Annotated in this window: 16 protein-coding genes; 4 read left to right on the forward strand and 12 right to left on the reverse strand. The window is 62.7% G+C overall.

Translation table 11 applies throughout. The features are described 5' to 3' along the window. The first annotated feature begins 10 nt into the window (after nt 1-10). The 3 genes from ABVN20_RS24680 to ABVN20_RS24690 all read left to right on the forward strand — a co-directional run bounded on the left by ABVN20_RS24680 (nt 11) and on the right by ABVN20_RS24690 (nt 3,524). Complete coding sequence (locus ABVN20_RS24680) at nt 11-1,000, forward strand: LysR family transcriptional regulator (protein WP_368558368.1); 990 nt, start codon at nt 11-13, stop codon at nt 998-1,000. Continuing rightward, complete coding sequence (locus ABVN20_RS24685; protein WP_368558369.1) at nt 987-2,393, forward strand: aspartate ammonia-lyase; 1,407 nt, start codon at nt 987-989, stop codon at nt 2,391-2,393. The genes ABVN20_RS24680 and ABVN20_RS24685 overlap by 14 nt, the downstream gene beginning before the upstream one ends. Nucleotides 2,394-2,459: 66 nt before the next feature. After that, the gene (locus tag ABVN20_RS24690) at nt 2,460-3,524 is read left to right on the forward strand and encodes a type II asparaginase (protein ID WP_368558370.1); all 1,065 of its coding nucleotides are present in this window, start codon (nt 2,460-2,462) and stop codon (nt 3,522-3,524) included. 567 nt (nt 3,525-4,091) lie between these two features. Here the strand turns inward: ABVN20_RS24690 and ABVN20_RS24695 are convergent. The 12 genes from ABVN20_RS24695 to ABVN20_RS24750 all read right to left on the reverse strand — a co-directional run bounded on the left by ABVN20_RS24695 (nt 4,092) and on the right by ABVN20_RS24750 (nt 17,676). After that, nucleotides 4,092-4,562 (reverse strand): Lrp/AsnC family transcriptional regulator, encoded by a 471-nt coding sequence (locus ABVN20_RS24695; protein ID WP_169866571.1) that lies wholly within the window; start codon nt 4,560-4,562, stop codon nt 4,092-4,094. A gap of 26 nt (nt 4,563-4,588) precedes the next feature. Next, entirely contained in the window at nt 4,589-5,890 is a 1,302-nt protein-coding gene (locus ABVN20_RS24700) for an NAD(P)/FAD-dependent oxidoreductase (protein ID WP_368558371.1), read from the reverse strand. Nucleotides 5,891-5,983: 93 nt separating this feature from the next. After that, nucleotides 5,984-6,823, reverse strand: a complete 840-nt coding sequence (locus tag ABVN20_RS24705) for a transporter substrate-binding domain-containing protein (RefSeq protein WP_368558372.1) — start codon at nt 6,821-6,823, stop codon at nt 5,984-5,986. A 60-nt stretch (nt 6,824-6,883) separates the two neighbouring features. Next, a complete protein-coding gene (locus ABVN20_RS24710; RefSeq protein ID WP_368558373.1) occupies nt 6,884-7,642 on the reverse strand; it encodes an amino acid ABC transporter ATP-binding protein in 759 nt (252 codons plus the stop codon). Nucleotides 7,643-7,657: 15 nt separating this feature from the next. Beyond that, entirely contained in the window at nt 7,658-8,623 is a 966-nt protein-coding gene (locus tag ABVN20_RS24715) for an amino acid ABC transporter permease (RefSeq protein ID WP_368558374.1), read from the reverse strand. A gap of 516 nt (nt 8,624-9,139) precedes the next feature. Beyond that, nucleotides 9,140-10,630: an aldehyde dehydrogenase gene (locus ABVN20_RS24720; protein WP_368558375.1), complete on the reverse strand. Its 1,491-nt coding sequence runs from the start codon at nt 10,628-10,630 to the stop codon at nt 9,140-9,142. 1 nt (nt 10,631) lies between these two features. Beyond that, entirely contained in the window at nt 10,632-11,534 is a 903-nt protein-coding gene (locus tag ABVN20_RS24725) for a dihydrodipicolinate synthase family protein (RefSeq protein ID WP_368558376.1), read from the reverse strand. A gap of 43 nt (nt 11,535-11,577) precedes the next feature. Beyond that, nucleotides 11,578-12,897, reverse strand: coding sequence for an NAD(P)/FAD-dependent oxidoreductase (locus tag ABVN20_RS24730; protein WP_368558377.1), 1,320 nt, complete (start codon nt 12,895-12,897; stop codon nt 11,578-11,580). A gap of 167 nt (nt 12,898-13,064) precedes the next feature. Further along, nucleotides 13,065-14,093: a glycine betaine/L-proline ABC transporter substrate-binding protein ProX gene (gene proX / locus ABVN20_RS24735; protein ID WP_368558378.1), complete on the reverse strand. Its 1,029-nt coding sequence runs from the start codon at nt 14,091-14,093 to the stop codon at nt 13,065-13,067. Between the two features lie 59 nt (nt 14,094-14,152). Then, a complete protein-coding gene (gene proW / locus ABVN20_RS24740) occupies nt 14,153-15,106 on the reverse strand; it encodes a glycine betaine/L-proline ABC transporter permease ProW (RefSeq protein WP_368558379.1) in 954 nt (317 codons plus the stop codon). 31 nt (nt 15,107-15,137) lie between these two features. Then, on the reverse strand, nt 15,138-16,298 hold the full coding sequence (gene proV / locus ABVN20_RS24745) for a glycine betaine/L-proline ABC transporter ATP-binding protein ProV (protein WP_368558380.1): 1,161 nt from the start codon (nt 16,296-16,298) through the stop codon (nt 15,138-15,140). 145 nt (nt 16,299-16,443) lie between these two features. Then, on the reverse strand, nt 16,444-17,676 hold the full coding sequence (locus ABVN20_RS24750; protein ID WP_368558381.1) for an aromatic ring-hydroxylating dioxygenase subunit alpha: 1,233 nt from the start codon (nt 17,674-17,676) through the stop codon (nt 16,444-16,446). Nucleotides 17,677-17,797: 121 nt separating this feature from the next. Here ABVN20_RS24750 and ABVN20_RS24755 point away from each other — a divergent pair, with 121 nt between their 5' ends. Continuing rightward, on the forward strand, nt 17,798-18,775 hold the full coding sequence (locus ABVN20_RS24755) for a LysR family transcriptional regulator (RefSeq protein ID WP_368558382.1): 978 nt from the start codon (nt 17,798-17,800) through the stop codon (nt 18,773-18,775). Nucleotides 18,776-18,777 lie beyond the last annotated feature (2 nt).

Below are 18,777 nucleotides of genomic sequence, written 5' to 3' on the forward strand. Positions count from 1 at the left end.
AGGTCTCGGGATGTCATCCAGCAAACTCATCGACATGTATGCCGTGCAAGTGTTCATCGCAGTCGCGGAAGAGGGCAGCATGTCGGGCGCCGCCAATCGCCTGGGCATTTCCCAGTCCGGCGTGTCGCAGATGGTCCGCCAGCTCGAGGAAGAGCTGGGGGTGGTGCTGGTCGACCGTGGCACCCGGCCCATGACCCTGACCCCCTTCGGACTGGCCCTGCGCAATCGTGGTTCGGTGATCAGTGAAGAGCTGTTCAACCTCAAGGCGCAGGTGCTGGATGCCGGTCGTGGGGTCAAGCCGGACCTGCGCATCGGCCTGGTCGATTCGTTCGCAGCCACCTGTGGTTCGGCGTTCACCAAACAGTTGCTGGGCCAGGTGACGCAGTTGTCGGTGCGCACTGGCTTGAGTCCGCAGCAGGGCGAGTCGCTGCTGCGGCGCGACCTGGACCTGATCGTCACCAGCGATCCGATGATGGATACCAGTGACGTGGTGCGCTACCGGCTCTTTTCAGAAAAGTACTTTGTCATCACTCCCATCGAACAGCGCAAGCAGTTGGACAGCATCGATGACGTGCGCTCGCTGGCCAATGTGCTACCGGTGGTGCGGTTCAATCGCGCCTCGCAGGTCGGTCGGCAGATCGAACGGCACTTGCGTGGCCTGAACATCCGGGTGCCCAACCGCCTGGAACTGGACAACGCCGACGCTCTGACCTCGATGGTTGCAGAAGGCATCGGCTGGGCTGTCACCAGCCCTATGTGTTTCCTCCAGGCGTCCACCTGGGTCGACAAGGTTACGGCGCACGTCACGCCAGAACTGGGGCTGGAACGCTCGCTTTACCTGGTGGCACGCCGCGACGAATACAGCACGTTTTTCTCCGACGCCTGTGAAACGGCGCGTGAGGTCATTCTGGGCACCTTCCTGCCACGGCTCGCAGCTCTGGGCAAAGGTGTCGAAATCTTGGTTAACACTGATGAAGGAAATTCCCGTGAGTACTTTTGATCACGTGCGACACGAACAGGATTATGTCGGCGCCGTACAGATTCCGGTCGACAAGCTCTATGGCGTCAACTCGGTGCGTGGCTTTGAAAACCTCAGCGTGTCGCCGCTGACCATCGCCCACTACCCGGCGTTTCGTGACGCCTTTGCCCAATGCAAATGGGCCGCGGCACTGGCCAACCTCGACAGCGGCGTGCTGGGTTCCGCCCAGGCAGAAGCGATTGTGCTGGCCTGCAAGGACGTGATCGACGGCCATTGCGATGACTCGCTGATCGTCGACCTGCTCGAAGGCAGCGGTGGCACTTCCACCAACATGAACTTCAACGAAGTGATCGCCAACCGCGCGCAGATCTTTATGGGTCACCCGGCGGGCAGCTACGAGGTGGTGCACCCCAACGACCACGTCAACTGTTCGCAGTCGACCAACGACGTGTATCCCGCGGCGCTTAAAATCGCCACCTACACCATGCTCGGTGGGCTGATCGCCGAAGTGGAAAAACTGGCCGTGCAGTTCGACGGCAAAGCCGAGCAGTTCGCCGACATCCTGCACCTGGGGCGTACCTGCCTGCAGGATGCGCAGCCGATGCGCCTGGGCCAGTTGTTCTCCGGCTACGCCTCGCTGACCCATCGACTGGCCACCGAACTGGTTGCCGTGCGCGACAAGCTGCGGACCTTGCCGCTGGGCGGCACCGCCATTGGCACCGGTTTCGGCGCCCCGGCGCCTTATCGCGCAGCCGCTTACCGGCACCTGTCGAGCATCACCGGCGTGCAGTACCTGGCGCCGAGCAACCCGTTCGACGCCATGCAGAACATGGACGTGTTCTCACGGGTGTCAGCGGAGTTGCGCACCTGCTCGGCGTCGCTGGCCAAGATTGCCGCGGATCTGACCGTGCTGTCCTCAGGGCCGGTGGCCGGCCTGGGTGAGCTGAAGTTGCCGGAGGCCCAGGCGGGCTCGTCGATCATGCCCGGCAAGGTCAACCCGGTGCTGCCGATGGCGATGATCCAGTTGAGTTTCGCGGTGATCGGCAACGATGTCGCCGTTGCCCAGGCGGTGCAATACGGCCAGTTGGAAATCAACCACTTCGAACCGGTGGTGGCTTCGCGGGTGTTCGACAGCATTGCGCTGCTGACCCAGGGCATTCAGCGCTTCCGGGAAAAATGTATCGCCGGCATCGTCGCCGACGAAGCGCGCAACCGGCAGCACCTGACCGACTCGATGGCGGTGGCCACCGCACTGGTGCCCAAGCTTGGCTACGCGAAGGTGAGCAAGCTGGCGCGTCAGTCGGTGAACGAAGGACGTTCGCTGCTGGCCATCATGCAAGAGTCGCAGGTGATGACCGAAGCCGAGGCCATGGCGGCCATCGAAAAGGCTTCCCATCCCGTGTTCGGGGCTTGAACCCTGGTGGCCGGGCGCTCAGCCCAGCCACGTCTGCCGTTGTTTTTCATTCAATCAAGGTGAACGATGAAGACTCTCAATGCAGGGCTGGTGGCAGCTATCGTCTCGATTTTTTCGGTAACCGGCGCCATGGCGCAAACTCAAGACACCTACGCACTGCCGACCGTGGCGGTGTTGACCACCGGTGGCACCATTGCCGGGACGGCCGAGCAGGAAACCCAGACCACCGGCTACAAGCCGGGTGTGCTGACGGCCCAGGCGCTGATCGCCTCCGTTCCGTCCCTGGGCAAGGTGGCCAACGTCACCGCCGAGCAAGTGGCGAACGTGGGCAGTGACAACATGGACAATGAAGTGCTGCTGAAACTGGCCAAGCGCATCAATGAGCTGCTCAAGCGCCCGGACATCTCCGGCATTGTCGTGACCCATGGCACCGACACCCTGGAGGAAACCGCGTACTTCCTCAACCTGGTGGTCAAGAGTGACAAACCGGTGGTGGTCACCGGTTCGATGCGCCCGGCCACGGCGATTGGCGCCGACGGCCCGAGCAACATTCTCCAGGCCGTGAGCGTAGCGGCTGCGCCCGAGGCCAAGGGCCGCGGCGTGATGGTGGTGCTCAACGACCGGATCGGTTCAGCGCGCCTGACGACCAAGACCGACGCCAACTCGCTGGACACCTTCAAATCGGTCGATGGCGGTTACCTGGGCAGCCTGGTCAATCAGCAACCGCAGTTCGAGAACCGCTTGGCCCGCCAACACACGGTCGACACGCCATTCGACATCGCCAGCCTCGACAGCCTGCCCAAGGTCGACATCATCTACGGTTACCAGAACGACAACGGCTACATGTACGACGCTGCGGTGGCGCATCAGGCCAAGGGCATCGTCATCGCCGGGGTAGGGGCGGGCAGTGAGTCGAAGTTCATCCTGCCGTCGGTGCGCAAGGCGATGGAGCAGGGCGTGGTCGTGGTGCGCTCCTCGCGTACTGGCAGTGGCTACGTTCCGGCGGACGAGGCCTACCCTGGATTGCTCGGCGACAACCTCAACCCCCAGAAGGCCCGCATCCTGTTGATGCTGGCGTTGACGGTGACCCACGATCAGGCGCAGATCCAGGACATGTTCCATCGGTTCTGAGTGGCATCCGTAGTGCCCGGGCCTCCATCGCGAGCAGGCTCGCTCCCACAGTGTTTGCGGTCGTACACAAAATCTGTGTTCACCGAAAAAACCTGTAGGAGCGAGCTTGCTCGCGATGACGGAGTGTCAGGCACCGGTGATGTTGGGTGTGCCGGCCTATTCGCGAGCAAGCCCGCTCCCACACAGTTTCGCGGTCGTACACAAAATCTGTATTCACCAAGAAACCTGTGGGAGCGGGCTTGCTCGCGAAGGCAGTGTGTCAGGTACTGATGATGCTGGATGTGCCGGCCTCATCGCGGGCAAGCCCGCTCCCGCAATGTCTGCGGTCGAACACAAAATCTGCACACACCGAAAACAACTGTGGGAGCGAGCCAGCTCGCGATAGCGGTGTATCAGGCACTGACGATGTTGGATGTACCGGCCTCATCGCGAGCAGGCTCGCTCCCACAAGGTGGGTGTTGTTCCTGTAGGAGCGAGCTTGCTCGCGATGGCGGTGTGTCAGACGCTGGTGATGCTGGATGGGCCGGCCTCATCGCGAGCAAGCTCGCTCCTACAGGTGGGGCGCCGTTAGAGGCTCAGCTTTCGGCTGAACTTGGTTTCCATCACGATGTGCGAAGCGGTGTGGGCCACGCCCTTGATCATGTTGATGCGGGTCAGTTCGGCGTTGAGTTCGCTCAGGGTCGGGGTGACCAGGTGGATGATGAAATCCGATTCGCCCGACACCGCATACACCGCCTGCACCGCGTCCATCTTGCGCAGCGAGGTCATGACGTCGGTGTAGCTCTTGTTGGTGCAGGAGGTCATGGTGAAGCAGTTGATGGTCTGCTGCAGCCGGTCCTGGTCGATGCGCACGCTGTAGCCGGTGATGACGCCGGCTTTTTCCAGGCGGGTGATGCGTTCCTGCACCGCCGAGCGCGATACCCCGAGCTTGCGCGCCAATGACGCGGTCGGTTCGCGGGCATTGGTTTGCAGCAGGCCAAGCAGTTGCCTGTCCTTGTCGGTCAGGTTGAACAGGGGACCGGAACTCTGCACATCCATGGACACAAACGTTACCTCGCGGGGCTTCAGTGACTGTGGGTCGCTCGGCGTTGCGAGCGGGCTTCCTGGAATATATCCATCATCTTGAGGCCTGCGTAAACCGTTTGTGCCGCCGCCGGCCCCAGCGGGCCGCCATTCCACTCCAGGCCATAGGCGTCGAACAGCCGGTAGCGGTCGGTTTCGCCGCAAATCGCTTCGGCAATCACCCGCGCGCCAATCGGCGCGGTGTTCATACCATGGCCCCCGAACGAAGTGCACGTCCACAGGCCCTGGCCCAGCGGACCGATGTGCGGCATCTTGTGCCGTGCGTAGCCCATCAAGCCGGACCACGCCTTGTCGATCCTGACCCCGCGCAACTGCGGGTAGACATCCAGGATGTCGTCGGTGAGCAACTGCCCCAGACGCTTTTCATCCTGCAGGTTGCGCGTGGTGATGCGCCCACCCCAGAGCAGGCGATCGCCATCGACGACGCGGTAGTAGTCCGAGGCGCGGCGGTTATCACCGACGGCATCGGTGGTGCACATCACATCTGGCAGACGCTCGCCCAGATGCTCGGTGAGTACCGCATAGGTGGCAATCGGCAGGAAGGCGCGGCGCAGCTTGCCGAACTCGCGGCCACCGTAGCCGCCGCAGCAATACACCACGGTGGCGCAATCGACGCTGCCGCTCTGCGTGATCACCCGGTGGCGACCGCGCTCGCTCTCGACCCGTACCATCGGCGAATGCTCGTGAATCCGCCCGCCATGGGCCTCGATCAGCCCGGCCAGGCCCAGGCAGTAATTGAGCGGATGGAAGTGAAACCCATGGGTATCGCGAAGCGCCTGGAAGTAGCGGTCGGTCTTGAGCCGTTCGCGCACCGCCTGGCGATCCAGGTATTCGAGGTGGAAATCAAAATCCGCCGCCATCTTGTCGCGGGTGCGTTGCAGGTTGTCGCCATCTTCGTAGCGCACCACGCTGAGCTTGCCCGTGGTCGGCGTGCAGCCCGGAAACTGGTGGCGGGCGATCATCTCGCGCACCGTGTCGACGCCTTCCAGGGACAGCTTGAACAACGCCGCCGCGGTCGCCTTGCCACAGCGCCGCTCGATGGCCGACAAACCCTCGGACCAGCCCTGCAGGACAAAACCGCCGTTGCGCCCGGAAGCGCCCCAGGCCACGCGACCGGCGTCGAGCAGCACCACCGACTTGCCCCGCGAGAGCAGCTCCCAGGCCGTGCTGAGCCCGGCCAGCCCGGCGCCGACGATGCACGCGTCGGCCTGCTCGGGGCCCTCCAGCGGCGCACGTTCGGGCGCGTACTGCATGGTGGCGGTGTAGTAATTGTTGATGTACATGAAGGGCGTTGTCCTTTTCTTCACGGCACAGGCGAGCCGGGCGCCGCGTTGAACACGGGCGCTCGGCCTGACTTGGTTTGATGGCTTAGGGGGTTACTGGACCTGGGTCAGGTCCGCGCCGTACCACTTCTGCGACAGCTGCTTCAAGGTGCCGTCGGTTTTCATCTCGGCGACGATCTTGGTCAGCGCGCTGTTGAAGGCGTCATCACCCTTGTCGGTGGCCAGCGCCAGCGGTTCGTAGTAGGCGGGTTTGCCTTCGGCCTGCACGATCGGGTAGCCGTTCTTCACCGCCGCGACCACGGTCGGCAGCGCCGACAGGGTGGCGTTCAGGCGCACGCCGTTGCCCATGCGCAGGTCATCCAGCGGGCCCATGCTGTCGCCGTAGGTCTGCACCTCGCCAGGCTCGACCTCGTAGGTGAAGGCCGGCACGTCGGCGGCGTCGATCTTCAGGCGACGGTTGATGTAGTCCTCGGACGTGGTGCCGGCCTCGACGCCGATGGTCTTGCCGTTCAGATCGGCGGCCTTGGCCCCCGCGGCATCCTTGTGCACCGCGAAGACGTACGGCGTGTAGTAATAGATCGCCGGGAAATCCAGCACCCGGCCGCGCTCGGTGGTCGGGGTCATGGAGCCCACCGACAGGTCCCAGCGGTTGGCCCAGCGCCCGGCGGTGATGATCCCGTACTCCGGCGTGACGAAGGTCACCTTGCTGCCCAGGCGCTTGCCGATTTCGGTGGCGACGTCGATGTCGAAGCCCTGCAGCTTGTTGTCCGGGCCGAGGAACGATTGCGGCGGCCAGTTGGCGGCGGTGGCCACCTTGATCACCTTGGTCTCGTGGATGCGGTCCAGGGTGGCGCCGGCCCAGGCGGCGCCTGCGGTGGCGGTGAAGGCTGCAGCGACGGCGGTTGCAGCGAAGAAGCGGGTCAATGAGCGCATGAGTCAGTCTCCAGTAGTCTTGGTGCTGGTTTTGTTGTTGTTATCGACGGCTGATGTTTCTCAGTGGCTGAGAATCTGTGACAGGAACTCCCGGGCGCGTTCGTGCTGCGGGTTGTCAAAAAACTCGTTGGGCTTGGCCTGCTCGATGATGCAGCCCTGGTCCATGAAGATGATGCGATCGGCCACGCGGCGGGCGAAGCCCATCTCGTGGGTGACGCAGACCATGGTGATGCCGTCCTGGGCCAGTTCGCCCATGACATCCAGCACTTCCTTGACCATTTCCGGGTCGAGTGCCGAGGTCGGTTCGTCGAACAGCATGATGCGCGGGCGCATGCACAGGGCGCGGGCGATGGCCACGCGTTGCTGCTGGCCGCCGGAGAGCTGGCCGGGGAATTTGTCGGCCTGGTTGCGGATGCGCACGCGGTCCAGGTATTCGCAGGCCAGCTCGCGGGCTTCGGCCTCGCTGAGCTTGCTCACCAGGCGCGGGCCGAGCATGAGGTTTTCCAGCACGGTCATGTGCGGGAACAGGTTGAACTGCTGGAACACCATGCCGACCTGGCGGCGGATGTCGGCCACGCGGCTGGCCTCGCGGGTCAGTTCGGTGCCGTCGATGTACACCGCGCCTTTCTGGAAGTCTTCCAGCAGGTTCAGGCAGCGGATCAGGGTGGATTTGCCGGAACCCGACGGGCCACAGACCACCACGATTTCGCCGCTGGCGATGTGCAGGTCGATGCCCTTGAGCACATGGAAATCGCCGTACCACTTGTGCATGTCGCGAATCGAGACGGCGGGGGACAAGGCGGTTGCAAGCTGATTCATCACAAGGCTCCTGGCTTAGCGGTGGGCACGGTTGAAGTGCTTTTCCAGGCGGGCCTGGACGGTTTCCAGCAGGATCGACAGCAGCCAATAGAGCACGGCGGCGGTGATGAGCATTTCCAGGTGGCGGAACTCGGCCCGGCCCTGGGTGCGTGCGAGGAACATCAGCTCCCAGACGCCGATCACCGAGACCAGCGAACTGTCCTTGAGCATCGAAATGAACTGGTTGCCGGTGGGCGGGATGATCAGTCGCATCGACTGCGGCAGGATCACCCGGGTCATGGTCTGCCAGGGGTTGAGGCCAATGGCCCGCGAGGCTTCCCACTGGCCGCGCGGAATGCTGCTGATGCCGGCGCGGAAGATCTCGGTCATGTAGGCGCCGTAGCACAGCGACAGGGCGAGGATGCCGGCGGGTACGGCGCCGACCACGTAGCCGAGCTGTGGGATGCCGAGGTAGATCAGGTAGATCTGGATCAGCAGCGGCACCCCGCGAAAGAACGAGGTGTAGAAACTGGCGATGGCGATTGCGAAACCGTTGGAGGACAGGCGTGCGGTGGCGCCGAGCAGGGCGAGGACGAAGGCGATGGCAATCGAGATCGCGGACACGTAGACGGTGGTGAACACGCCCTGGGTGATCATGAAGCCGAGTTTCGTGGCGATGAAGCTGTAGGACAGGTTGAAGGTGTCGAAGAACAGCAGGAACAGCGCGAGCAATTCGCACCACACCGTGATGATCTGCGTGCGCAGGGGCAGGCGGCCGAGGATGAACAGGTTGAGCACCAGCGTCAGGGTCAGGGTGCCTCCCACCGCGATGTCACGTGCCAGCGGTGCCTGCAAGTCGAGGACGATGGGACCCATCAACTGGGACAAGCGGCCCTGGCCCAATCCGATCAGCAAGGTAATGATGAAAATCACCGCAGCCACCGCGCCCATGAAGGCGGCGCTGTCGGTTTTGCGAGGTTTGACGACAAGGTCTTTGTACATGGCTTACACGCCCCAGGGGGAACCCCTTTATTGTTGTAAGTCCATTATGAGGCGGCAAAATGCCGGGCGGCAGCCGGCGATTTGATGGGTTGGTGGGTTTGTTTTGGCATTTGTCAGGCATCAACCCATACAAATGCTGCATGTTCTTGCACAAACTGTGGGAGCGGGCTTGCTCGCGATGGCGGTGTGTCAGGTGGCGATGATGTTGGATGTACAACCGCATCGCGAGCAGGCTCGCTCCCACAGTGTTCGCGGTCGTGCACAAAATCTGCGCTCACCGAAAAAACCTGTGGGAGCGGGCTTGCCCGCGATGGCGGTGTTTCAGTCACCGATGAGGTTGGATGTGCTGGCCTATTCGCGAGCAAGCCCGCTCCCACAGTGCCTCCGGCCGTGCACAAAATCTGTGTTCACCGAAGAAACCTGTGGGAGCGAGCCTGCTCGCGATGGCGGTGTGTCAGGCACCGGTGATGTTGGATGTGCCGGCCCCATCGCGAGCAAGCTCGCTCCTACAGGGGTTTACGATGCATTGATCCAGATGGTCTTAAGCTCGGTGTACTGGTCATGCGCCCAGATCGACTTGTCGCGGCCGCCGAAGCCCGATTCCTTGTAGCCGCCGAACGGGGTCGAGGCGTCGCCTTCGCCGAAGCAGTTGACGGTCACCACGCCCGCGCGAATTTCCCGGGACAGGCGCAGGGCGTTGCGCAGGCTGCCGGTGTAGGCCGAGGCGGCGAGGCCGTAGACGGTGTCGTTGGCCAGTTCGATGGCTTCATCAATGGTCGAGAACGACGTCACGCTGAGCACCGGGCCAAAGATTTCTTCGATGAACAGGCGGTCATCGCGGCTGACGCCATCGACAATGGTCGGCTGCACGAACACACCCGCTTCGGTGGCGCCACCCTGGACCACCTTGAGCTTGCGCTCGGCGGCATGGTCCAGGTACGAGCTGACTTTCTCGAAGTGCGCCTTGCTGACCATGGCGCCGAGGCGATTGTCCGGGTCCAGCGGATCCCCCAGTTTCCAGTCCTTGAGGTGCTTGGCGATCAGCCCGAGCAGGTCGTCCTTCACATCCTTGTGCACGATCAGCCGCGACGACGCCGAGCAGTTCTCGCCCATGTTCCAGAACGCGCCAGCGGTGACGAACTGCGCCACCTCATCGAGGTTCTCGCAGTCGTTCATCACTACGGCCGGGTTCTTGCCGCCCAGTTCCAGCACCACGCGCTTGAGGTTGGACTCCGACGCGTACTTGAGGAACAGCCGACCGGTGTCGGTGGAACCGGTAAAGCTGACCATGGAAATGTCCATGTGCCGGCCAATCGCTTCGCCAGCCTCACGACCACCGCCAGGCACGATGTTGAACACCCCCGGCGGAATCCCGGCCTGGTGCGCCAGTTCGACCACGCGCAGGGCGCTGAGGGTGGTTTCCCGGGCAGGCTTGACCACGATAGAGCAACCCGCCGCCAGCGACGGGGCGATCTTCCAGGCCAGCATCAGCAACGGGAAGTTCCACGGCAGCACCAGGCCGACCACACCGATGGCTTCGCGCACCACCATGGTCACCGCGGCTTTACCGGTAGGAGCGGTGTTGTCGTAGATCTTGTCGATCAGCTCGGCGTGCCAGCGGATGGTGTGGATGGTCTCCGGCACATCGACGTTCTGGCACTCGCTGACCGGTTTACCGCTGTCCAGGCTTTCCAGCACCGCCAGTTCATGGGCGTTTTCTTCGAGCAGGCGGGCAAAATCCAGCAGGATGTGCTTGCGCTCGCCCGGCGTGAGGTTGGTCCAGCGGCCATCGTCGAAGGCCTGTTTGGCGGCCGCGACCGCCAGGTTGACGTCCTGCACGTCGCAGGCGGCGACGTCGGCGAGCTTCTGCCCGGTGGCCGGGTTGGTGGTGACGAAGGTCTTGCCCGAGACCGCATCGCGGAACTCGCCGTCGATGAACGCCTGGGTGCGCGGTTTCAACTGGTAGGCCAGCGCCGTGTATTGTTCCTTGCTCAGTAATTCAGCCATTTCAGGCACCTCCTGTGATTTGGGCGATGTTGCGCTTGAGGGTGGTGATCACGTCCTTGAGTTGCGCTTTCTCGTGGTCGTCCAGGCCCTGCAATGGCGCGCGTACGCCACCAGTGTGCAGGCCCTGCAATTCGCTGCCGTACTTGATCGACTGGACGAATTTGCCGCCTTCGAGGAAATCCATCAGCGGCATTAGTTCGGCCATGATCTTGCGGCCCTTGGTGAAGTCCTTTTCCAGCACGCAGGCCTGGTACAGGGCCACGTGTTCGCGGGGGACGAAGTTGGAGCCGGCGCAGGTCCAGCTCGACGCGCCCCAGGCGAAGAACTCCAGGGCCTGGTCGTCCCAGCCGCAGGACAGCGCGATGTGCGGGCGCTGGATGGCCAGGCGATGTAGCTGGGCCATGTCACCGGAGCTTTCCTTGATGGCGACGATGTTTTTCACATCGGCCACGGCGTCGAAGAACTCATCGCCCATGTTCACGCTCATGCGGCCCGGGTAGTTGTAGAGCATGATCGGCAGTCCGGCGGCGCGGTCCACGGCTTTGACGTGCACGGCGATTTCCTGCTGGGTCGGCAGCGCATAGGGCGGGGTGCCCACCAGCAAGGCATCGGCCTTGATTTCCTTGGCGGCCGCGGCATGGGCCACCGAATCCTCGGTGCGGATCGCGCCGGTGCCGACGATCAGGGGTAGGCGGCCGTTGAGCACGTCCTTGGCCTGGGCCGCCAGGTCGAAGCGCTCCTGGGCGGTGTGGGCGTAGTACTCGCCGGTGGAGCCGCCGATGATCACACCATGAACCTTGGACTCGACCAGGTACTCCAGGACATTGGCAAACGCCGCTTTGTCGATGCTGCCGTCCGCTGCCAGCGGTGTGATGGCCGGGGTGTAGATACCTTCAAATTTCATGATTGAGCCTCAGTGCAGTGATTGTTGTGTAGTGCGTTCAAGATCAGCCTTCCTTGCCAGCGCGCATCTGCCCCCATGCGAGGTTCAGGTTGACGCCGAGGGAGAGGAAGGGCTGCGGTGGATTGGCATTCGGGCCGGGCGAATCGAGCAGGAACTCGATCAGTTCGTTGCGCTCGCCGGCCAGCCAGTCGGCCAGCAACTGGCCGGTAGCGGTGCCACGGGTGACGCCCAGGCCGTTGCAGCACAACGCGCCGTAGACGTTGGGCCCCAACTGGCCGAAGTAACCTTCGTGGTTGCGTGACAGCGCCAGTGCGCCGCCCCAGGTGTATTCGAACGGCAGGCCGGGCAGCATCGCGAAGCGCCGGTCGAACGAAGCGCGATGGCGCGCGGCGAACCGCTCCAGGTACTTGTGGTGGCTGCGCCCGTCCGGATTGAAGCTGAAGCTGTTGCGGATCAACAGGCGATTGTCCGGGGTGCGGCGCACCGTGGTGCCGAACGGGTCGGCCGGGATCAGCCCCCAGTAGGGTTTGCCGGCCAGGCGCGACTGTTCCTCGGTGGTCATCGGCCGCGTCAGGCTGGCGTAGGTGAACACCGGCAGCATGCGCCCCTTGAGAAAGCCGAAGTGCTGGCCGAAGGCGTTGTTGGTCAGCAGCAGCTTGTCGGCGGTGATCGAGCCGCCAGCGTGGCGCAGCACAGTGCGGTTACCGTATTCGACCTCGGTGATCACGGTGTTCTCGTAAAGGGTCACGTTGCCCGGCAGTGTGTCGGCCAGGCCCTTGACCAGTGCCGCCGGTTGCAGCAGCGACGTGCCAGGGGTGAACAGCGCCTTGCGGTAGAACGAGGTGCCGATGTGCTCCGGCAGGTCACGGCCTTCGATCATTTCGTAGGGCTGGTCGAGCTTGTCCAGGCCGCTGCGGTAAGCCTCGAGCACCGCGATGCCACGGGGTTCGACGGCTGCCTGGTACTTGCCGCAGTGCTTCATCTGGCAGTCGATGTCGAAGCGCTGCACCAGTTCCTTGAGGGTGTTCTTGCCGCTGAGGTTGAGTTTCATCACCTTGCGCGCGGTGGTGATGTCGCCGATGTAATCCTCGGCGCCGATGTCGTGGGGCAGGTCGATGGCAAAACCGGCATTGCGCCCCGAGGTGCCGAAGCCCACGGGTTGCGCGTCGAGCAGGATGATCTGCTCGTCAGGAAAGTGGCTGGCCAACTGGCGCGCCGCCGCCAGGCCGGTGAAACCGGCACCGACGATCACCCAGCGGGCAGCGCTGTTGCCTTGATGGGCTGCGGTGGGGGTGCGCTGGCGGCTGGTGTGAAACCAGCCACAGCTATCATCATCAGCCGGCAACGAAGTTATTTTTGTCATGTTCAAATCCTGATGCAGTGCAACGTTGCAAGCGTGATCGCGCAGGCCAGTGCGCTGATTTCAAGGCGCAAGAATTCAATGGAACCAGGAAGCCGTCCTGGTTCCGGCTGATTCGGTTGAGTGTTTTTCCCCAGCCCCGACCCGGTGAAGGGTCGGGAATCAATGGGTCAGTTCTGGGCTTGCATCGCTGCCGCCCGCGAGGCCTTGAGCCATTCGTCGAACTGCGCGCGGTGCGCCGCGACCCATTCCTTGGCGTGACGGGTGATGTCCTTGGGCTTCTTCTCGCCGTCCTGCATCTTCAGGTTCTGCGCGCTCTCGTCGTCGGTGCTGATCTGCACCAGCGAGAGGAACTTCAGGGCGGCCGGGTTCTTCTGCGCGAAGTCCTTGTTCAGCACCGCCTCAACCTTGTCCACGGCAAAGCCCAGGTTCTTACCCTTGTACATGGTGTTGACGTCGTTCTTGCCGCCCGGCAGGTCGGTCTTCGGCACTTCCAGCCAGACCACGTCCTTGTCTTCGACCAGCACGCTGGCGATCCACTGCGGTACCCAGGTGAAGTAGAAAATCGGCTTGCCTTCCTTGTAGCGGGTGATGGTGTCGGCCATCAGCGCGAAGTACGAGCCCTGGTTGACGGTGATCGACTTCTCCAGGTCGTAGGCCTTCATGTGGTGGGCGATCACCAGCTCGCAACCCCAGCCCGGGTTGCAGCCCGTCATGTCGGCCTTGCCGTCGCCGTCGGTGTCGAACAGCTTGGCGATCTCCGGCTTTTTCATGTCGGTGATGTACTTGATGTTGTATTTGTCCGCGGTCTTCTTGTCGATCAGGTAGCCCTGAAGCACGCCCGGCAGGATGTCACCGGCCTTGATCATGGTCTTGTCGCCACCGGCCTTCTGGTAGAACTCGTCATGCAACTGGTCCCACAGGTGCACGGTGAAGTCGGCGTCACCGGCCGACAGCGCCATCATCATCACGCCGTACTCGGTTTCCTTCGGCTCCTGCACGTTGTAGCCCAGCTCGCGCAGGCCCTCCATCGCCACTTCGCCACGGAAGCGTTCCTCGGCAATCGAGGGGAAGATCGGGGTGACCTTGACCCCTTCGCCAGGCTTGTCGGCCGAGGCGAGGGCGGCCAGCGAGGCCAGGGTGAAGGTCACGGCGCCAGCGCACTGGAGCAGGTTGCGGGTGAATGTGCGGTTCAACATCATCACGTACCTTTTAGTGGTTGTTATCGGTGTACGGCAGATTGAAAAAAACGTAAGCGTCAGGCGGTCTTGCCTGCCACCTGGACTGGCTTTTTACCGGTCAGGCGTAGCAACACACCCACGGGACCTGTTTGGTACCAGCGTTTGCTCGGGTCGGCATTGGTGCGGGCACCCATGGCCTGGGTCAGACGGTCGAGGAAGATCGCCAGCAGCACCAGGCCGATACCGCCGACGGTGGCCAGGCCCATGTCGAGGCGACCAATGCCGCGCAGTACCATCTGGCCCAGACCGCCCACGGAAATCATCGAGGCGATCACCACCATCGACAGCGACAGCATCAGGGTCTGGTTGAGGCCGGCCATGATGGTCGAGGTGGCCAGCGGCAACTGCACGCGGGTCAGCATCTGCCGTGGCGTGCAGCCGAAGGCGCGGGCGGCTTCGATCTTGTCTTCCGGCACCTGGCGAATGCCCAGGTTGGTCAGGCGCACCAACGGCGGCAGCGCAAATACGATGGTCACCAGCACGCCGGGAACGTTGCCGATACCGAACAGCATCACCACCGGCACCAGATAGACGAATGCCGGCAGGGTTTGCATGGCGTCGAGGATCGGCCGGATGACTTTTTCCAGGCGATCACTGCGGGCACAGACGATGCCCAGCGGAATACCGATCAGCGCGCAGAAGAACACCGAGGTCAGCACCAGGGCGAGGGTGGTCATGGACTCCGACCACACGCCGATCAGGCCGAGGAAGGTCAGGGTGACGAAACACAGCAGCGCCATGCGCTTGCCCGCCAGCTGCCAACCGAGCAGCGACGACAGGATGATGCCGATGCTTGGCGGGATGCTCTGTAGCGTGAACTCAATGCCATTGAGCACCTGGTCGATCGGCCAGCGGATCGCACGGAACACGTCGCGGAAGTTGTGCACCATGTAGTTCAGTACACTTTCCACCCAGTCACCCAGCGGAATGGTGAGGGTCTGGAAGGGGTCGAGAAAGCTGAAATCGGACATTGTGGCTACCTCTTCAAAGGGACACTGGCGCTTAGTGGCGGCTCAGGGTCTGCAGCAACTGGTTCTTCGACACGGTGCCCTTGAAGGCGCCATCGCGGTCGAGCACCGGGACCGGGTAGGGCAGGTTGGCGGCGATATCCAGCACGTCGTGCAACGGCGTGTCGGTGTACACCGGTTGCTGTTCGTGCAGGCAGTAGCCGTCGCCCGAGCAGGTGCCGCGCTCGTCGGTGTCGACCACGCCGAGCAGATGGTCCTGGTCGTCGATCAAGTAGCCGTAGGCCGCACAGGCCTTGAACTGCGGCGCCTTGCCGTTGACCCGGCACACCGTTTCCGGATCGAGCTGGGCGACGTCGCCGGCCTTGAGCACCCGTGAACTGTCGAAGCCCTTGAAGAAGGTGCGCACGTATTCGTTGGCGGGCTGGTTGATCAGCTCCTGGGGCGTGCCGATCTGCACCACGCGACCGCCTTCCATGATCGCGATGCGATGGCCGATGCGGATCGCTTCCTCGATGTCGTGGGAGATGAAGATGATCGTGCGTTGCTGCTCGGCCTGCAGGCGGATCAGCTCGCCCTGCATCTCGCTGCGGATCAATGGGTCCAGCGCCGAGAATGCTTCGTCCATCAGCAGGATGGTCGGATCGTTGGCCAACGCCCGGGCCAGGCCGACGCGCTGCTGCATGCCACCGGACAACTGGTGCGGGTAGCTGTGCTCATGACCGGCAAGACCTACTTGCGCCAGGGCTTCCTTGGCGCGGCTGTGCCGTTCGCTTTCGCTGACCCCGGAGATCTCCAGGCCGAACGCGGTGTTTTCCAGCACGCTCATGTGCGGCATCAGCGCAAAGGACTGGAACACCATGCCCATTTCCTTGCGGCGCACGTCGAGCAACGCCTTGTCGGAGAGGCCGGTGATTTCCTTGCCGTTGAGGTGGATGCTGCCGCTGGTGGGTTCGATCAGGCGGTTGAACAGCCGCACCATGGTCGACTTGCCGGAGCCGGACAGGCCCATGATCACGAAGATCTCACCGCGCTTGACCGAGAAACTGGCGTCGAACACGCCGACCACATGGCCGGTCTTCTGAAATATCTCGTTCTTGTCGGCACCGTTGTTCAGCATCTTCATGGCCAGGTCCGGGTTGGGACCAAAAACCTTGAAGATGTTCTTGACCGAAAGAATCTCTTCGGGATGGCTCATACGACCCTCTTTTTATGTTTATAACCAACTGTTAACCCTTACTGACCAGAGGCTGGCGTTCGGGGTGTGGCATTGGCAGTCCGTTCGAAAACCGAACGTGAGTCAGTCCTTGATGCAGTTATCTTCTGCCTTCAATAACGTTGTTTCAGATGATGCGTTGTGCGGCGTTTTCGCCGAGGCGGCGCAGCATCAGCGTGCTGTACCAGTCGACGAACTGGCACACGCCGTTTTCCACCAGCGACGAATACGGGCCCGGCTCGTAGGCGGGGGACGTCACGCCCACCTGGGTGCCTTCGACCAGACGACGGTCCTGGTCGTTGGTGGCGACCCAGACTTTGGTCAGGCGTTCGATGTCGTAGTCCACGCCTTCCTGGGCGTCCTTGGGCACCAGCCACTTGGTGGTCACCACGGTTTCGCCGGGGCCGAGCGGTAATACGCGAAAGCTCAGGGCGTGATCGCCTAAAAAGTGGTTCCAGGTGGACGGGTAGTTGAAGTAGAGCAGGGCGCCGATGTTCGGCACCTGGCTGCGATCCAGGCGGCGCGCCACGGCGGGCTTGCCGTCCATGGTGTAGCTGCTGGCCCCGGCGCTGAGCGGAATGCGGGTCATTCGGTACTGGCCGTCAGCGTCCATCACCAGGCGGCTGGGCAGGCCACCGGCTTCGCAGCTGTTCCAGTGCGCGGCCAGTTCCGGGTCGGCGTCGCCACCGGTGCCTTGTACCGAGTCGTTCTCGACGAAAGAGTTGAGCAATTCCGGGTGCGAGCCGTCGCAGTGGTAGCACTCGCGGTTGTTCTCGAACACCAGTTTCCAGTTGCCTTTCTCCACCAGGTTCGACTCGTAGGCGACCTTGCAGTCTTCCAGGTAGTGCGGGCCAATGAACGGGGAGACGGCGCTGCGGAATTTCTCGAAGTCCGGGGCCTGTTTGGCCACGCAGACGTAGATGTAGCTGTGCACCACTTCGCAGTGCGCAGGCTTGAGGCTGTGCTCGGCGGGGTTGAAATCGCCACCCATGTTGCCGGCGAACAGCAGGCGACCGTCCAGCTCGTAGGTCCACTTGTGGTACGGGCACACCAGCTTGGCGACCTTGCCCTTGGCCTCTGTGCAGACCTTGGAACCACGGTGGCGGCAGGCGTTGTGGAACGCGCGGACCTGGCCGTCGGCGCCACGTACGATGGCGATCGGGTAGTCGCCGATTTGCAGGGTGAGGTACTGGCCGGGTTTTTCCAGCTCGAAGGTGTGACCGGCGAAGATCCACTCGCGGTGCCAGATCTGCTCCAGGTCCTGACGGTAGACGTCCTGGTCGGAGTACGCCGCGCCGGGCAAGCCGTGCTGCGTCTTGCGTTGGGAAATCAGGTCCAGTACATCGGTTGGCTTATGCATTTTTTATTGCGCTCCGTGAGAAGAGGCTGTTGTTGCATTTGCTTTGGCTTGCAGACAGTCTAGAGCCGGGCCCGCCGGCCAGAAATCGACATTTTTTGCGGTCTATTGATTACCTGGTGTTATGGTTAAACATACTGAACCCGATCAGACGCTGATCAAGATGCCCTCGCTGCGGGCCGTCAAAGCCTTTGTGGCCGCGGCGCGCTACCAGAATTTCACCCGTGCCGCCGAGGCCCTGTGCGTGACCCAGGCCGCCATCAGCCGGCAGATCCGCGAGCTGGAGGATCACCTCGGTGCCGAGCTGTTCAACCGCGCCGGGCGGGCGGTCGAGCTGACGTCGGCGGGTTCGATTTTCTATGATGCGGTGCAGTTATCCTTCACCAACATCGCCCAGGCGGCCGAGCGCATCAGCAGCAACAGCAACTCCAAGCACGTGGTGACGTTGTGCTGTTCGCAGGCGTTCGCCAACCTGCTGTTGTTGCCCAGGCTGCCGAGCTTTTTCGAGGCGCATCCAGAGATCGACCTGAATCTGGTGGTCACGCAGAACTTCCTGACCATGGAAAACGGCGTGCATCCGGACCTGATCATCTGCAAACTGGTCAAAAGCCACGACGGCTACCACAGCCAGGCGCTGATGCACGACCAGATCTACCCGGTGTGCACGCCGCTGTACCTGGAGCGCCATCCCGAGCTGCGCACGGTGCACGACCTGCGCGACGGCGCCTTGCTCAACCTGAGCCCGTTCGGTCGCTCACAGGTGGCCGAGCACGTCGACTGGATGGTGTGGCTCGCCTACCACGACATCGACCTCAAGGCCCGCCCGGCGGACAGCCCGCCGTTTTTCAATGCCAACGACTACAACATGCTGATCCAGCTGGCCCTCAACCACCAGGGCGTGGTGCTGGGCTGGAATCATCTGGTCGGGCATCTGGTCAAGACGGGGGTGCTGGTTAGGCCGGTGAAACAGTCGATGGTGCTGCAGGATTCCAAGCACTACCTGAGCTTCAACGAAGACAAACAGCACGACGCCGGGTGCCGGCGGCTGCATGAGTGGTTGCTGGGGGAATTCGGGCCTGATTTTGGCCAGGAGCTGGACTGATA

The sequence above is a fragment of the Pseudomonas sp. MYb118 genome, assembly GCF_040947875.1.
Taxonomy (GTDB): Bacteria; Pseudomonadota; Gammaproteobacteria; order Pseudomonadales; family Pseudomonadaceae; genus Aquipseudomonas.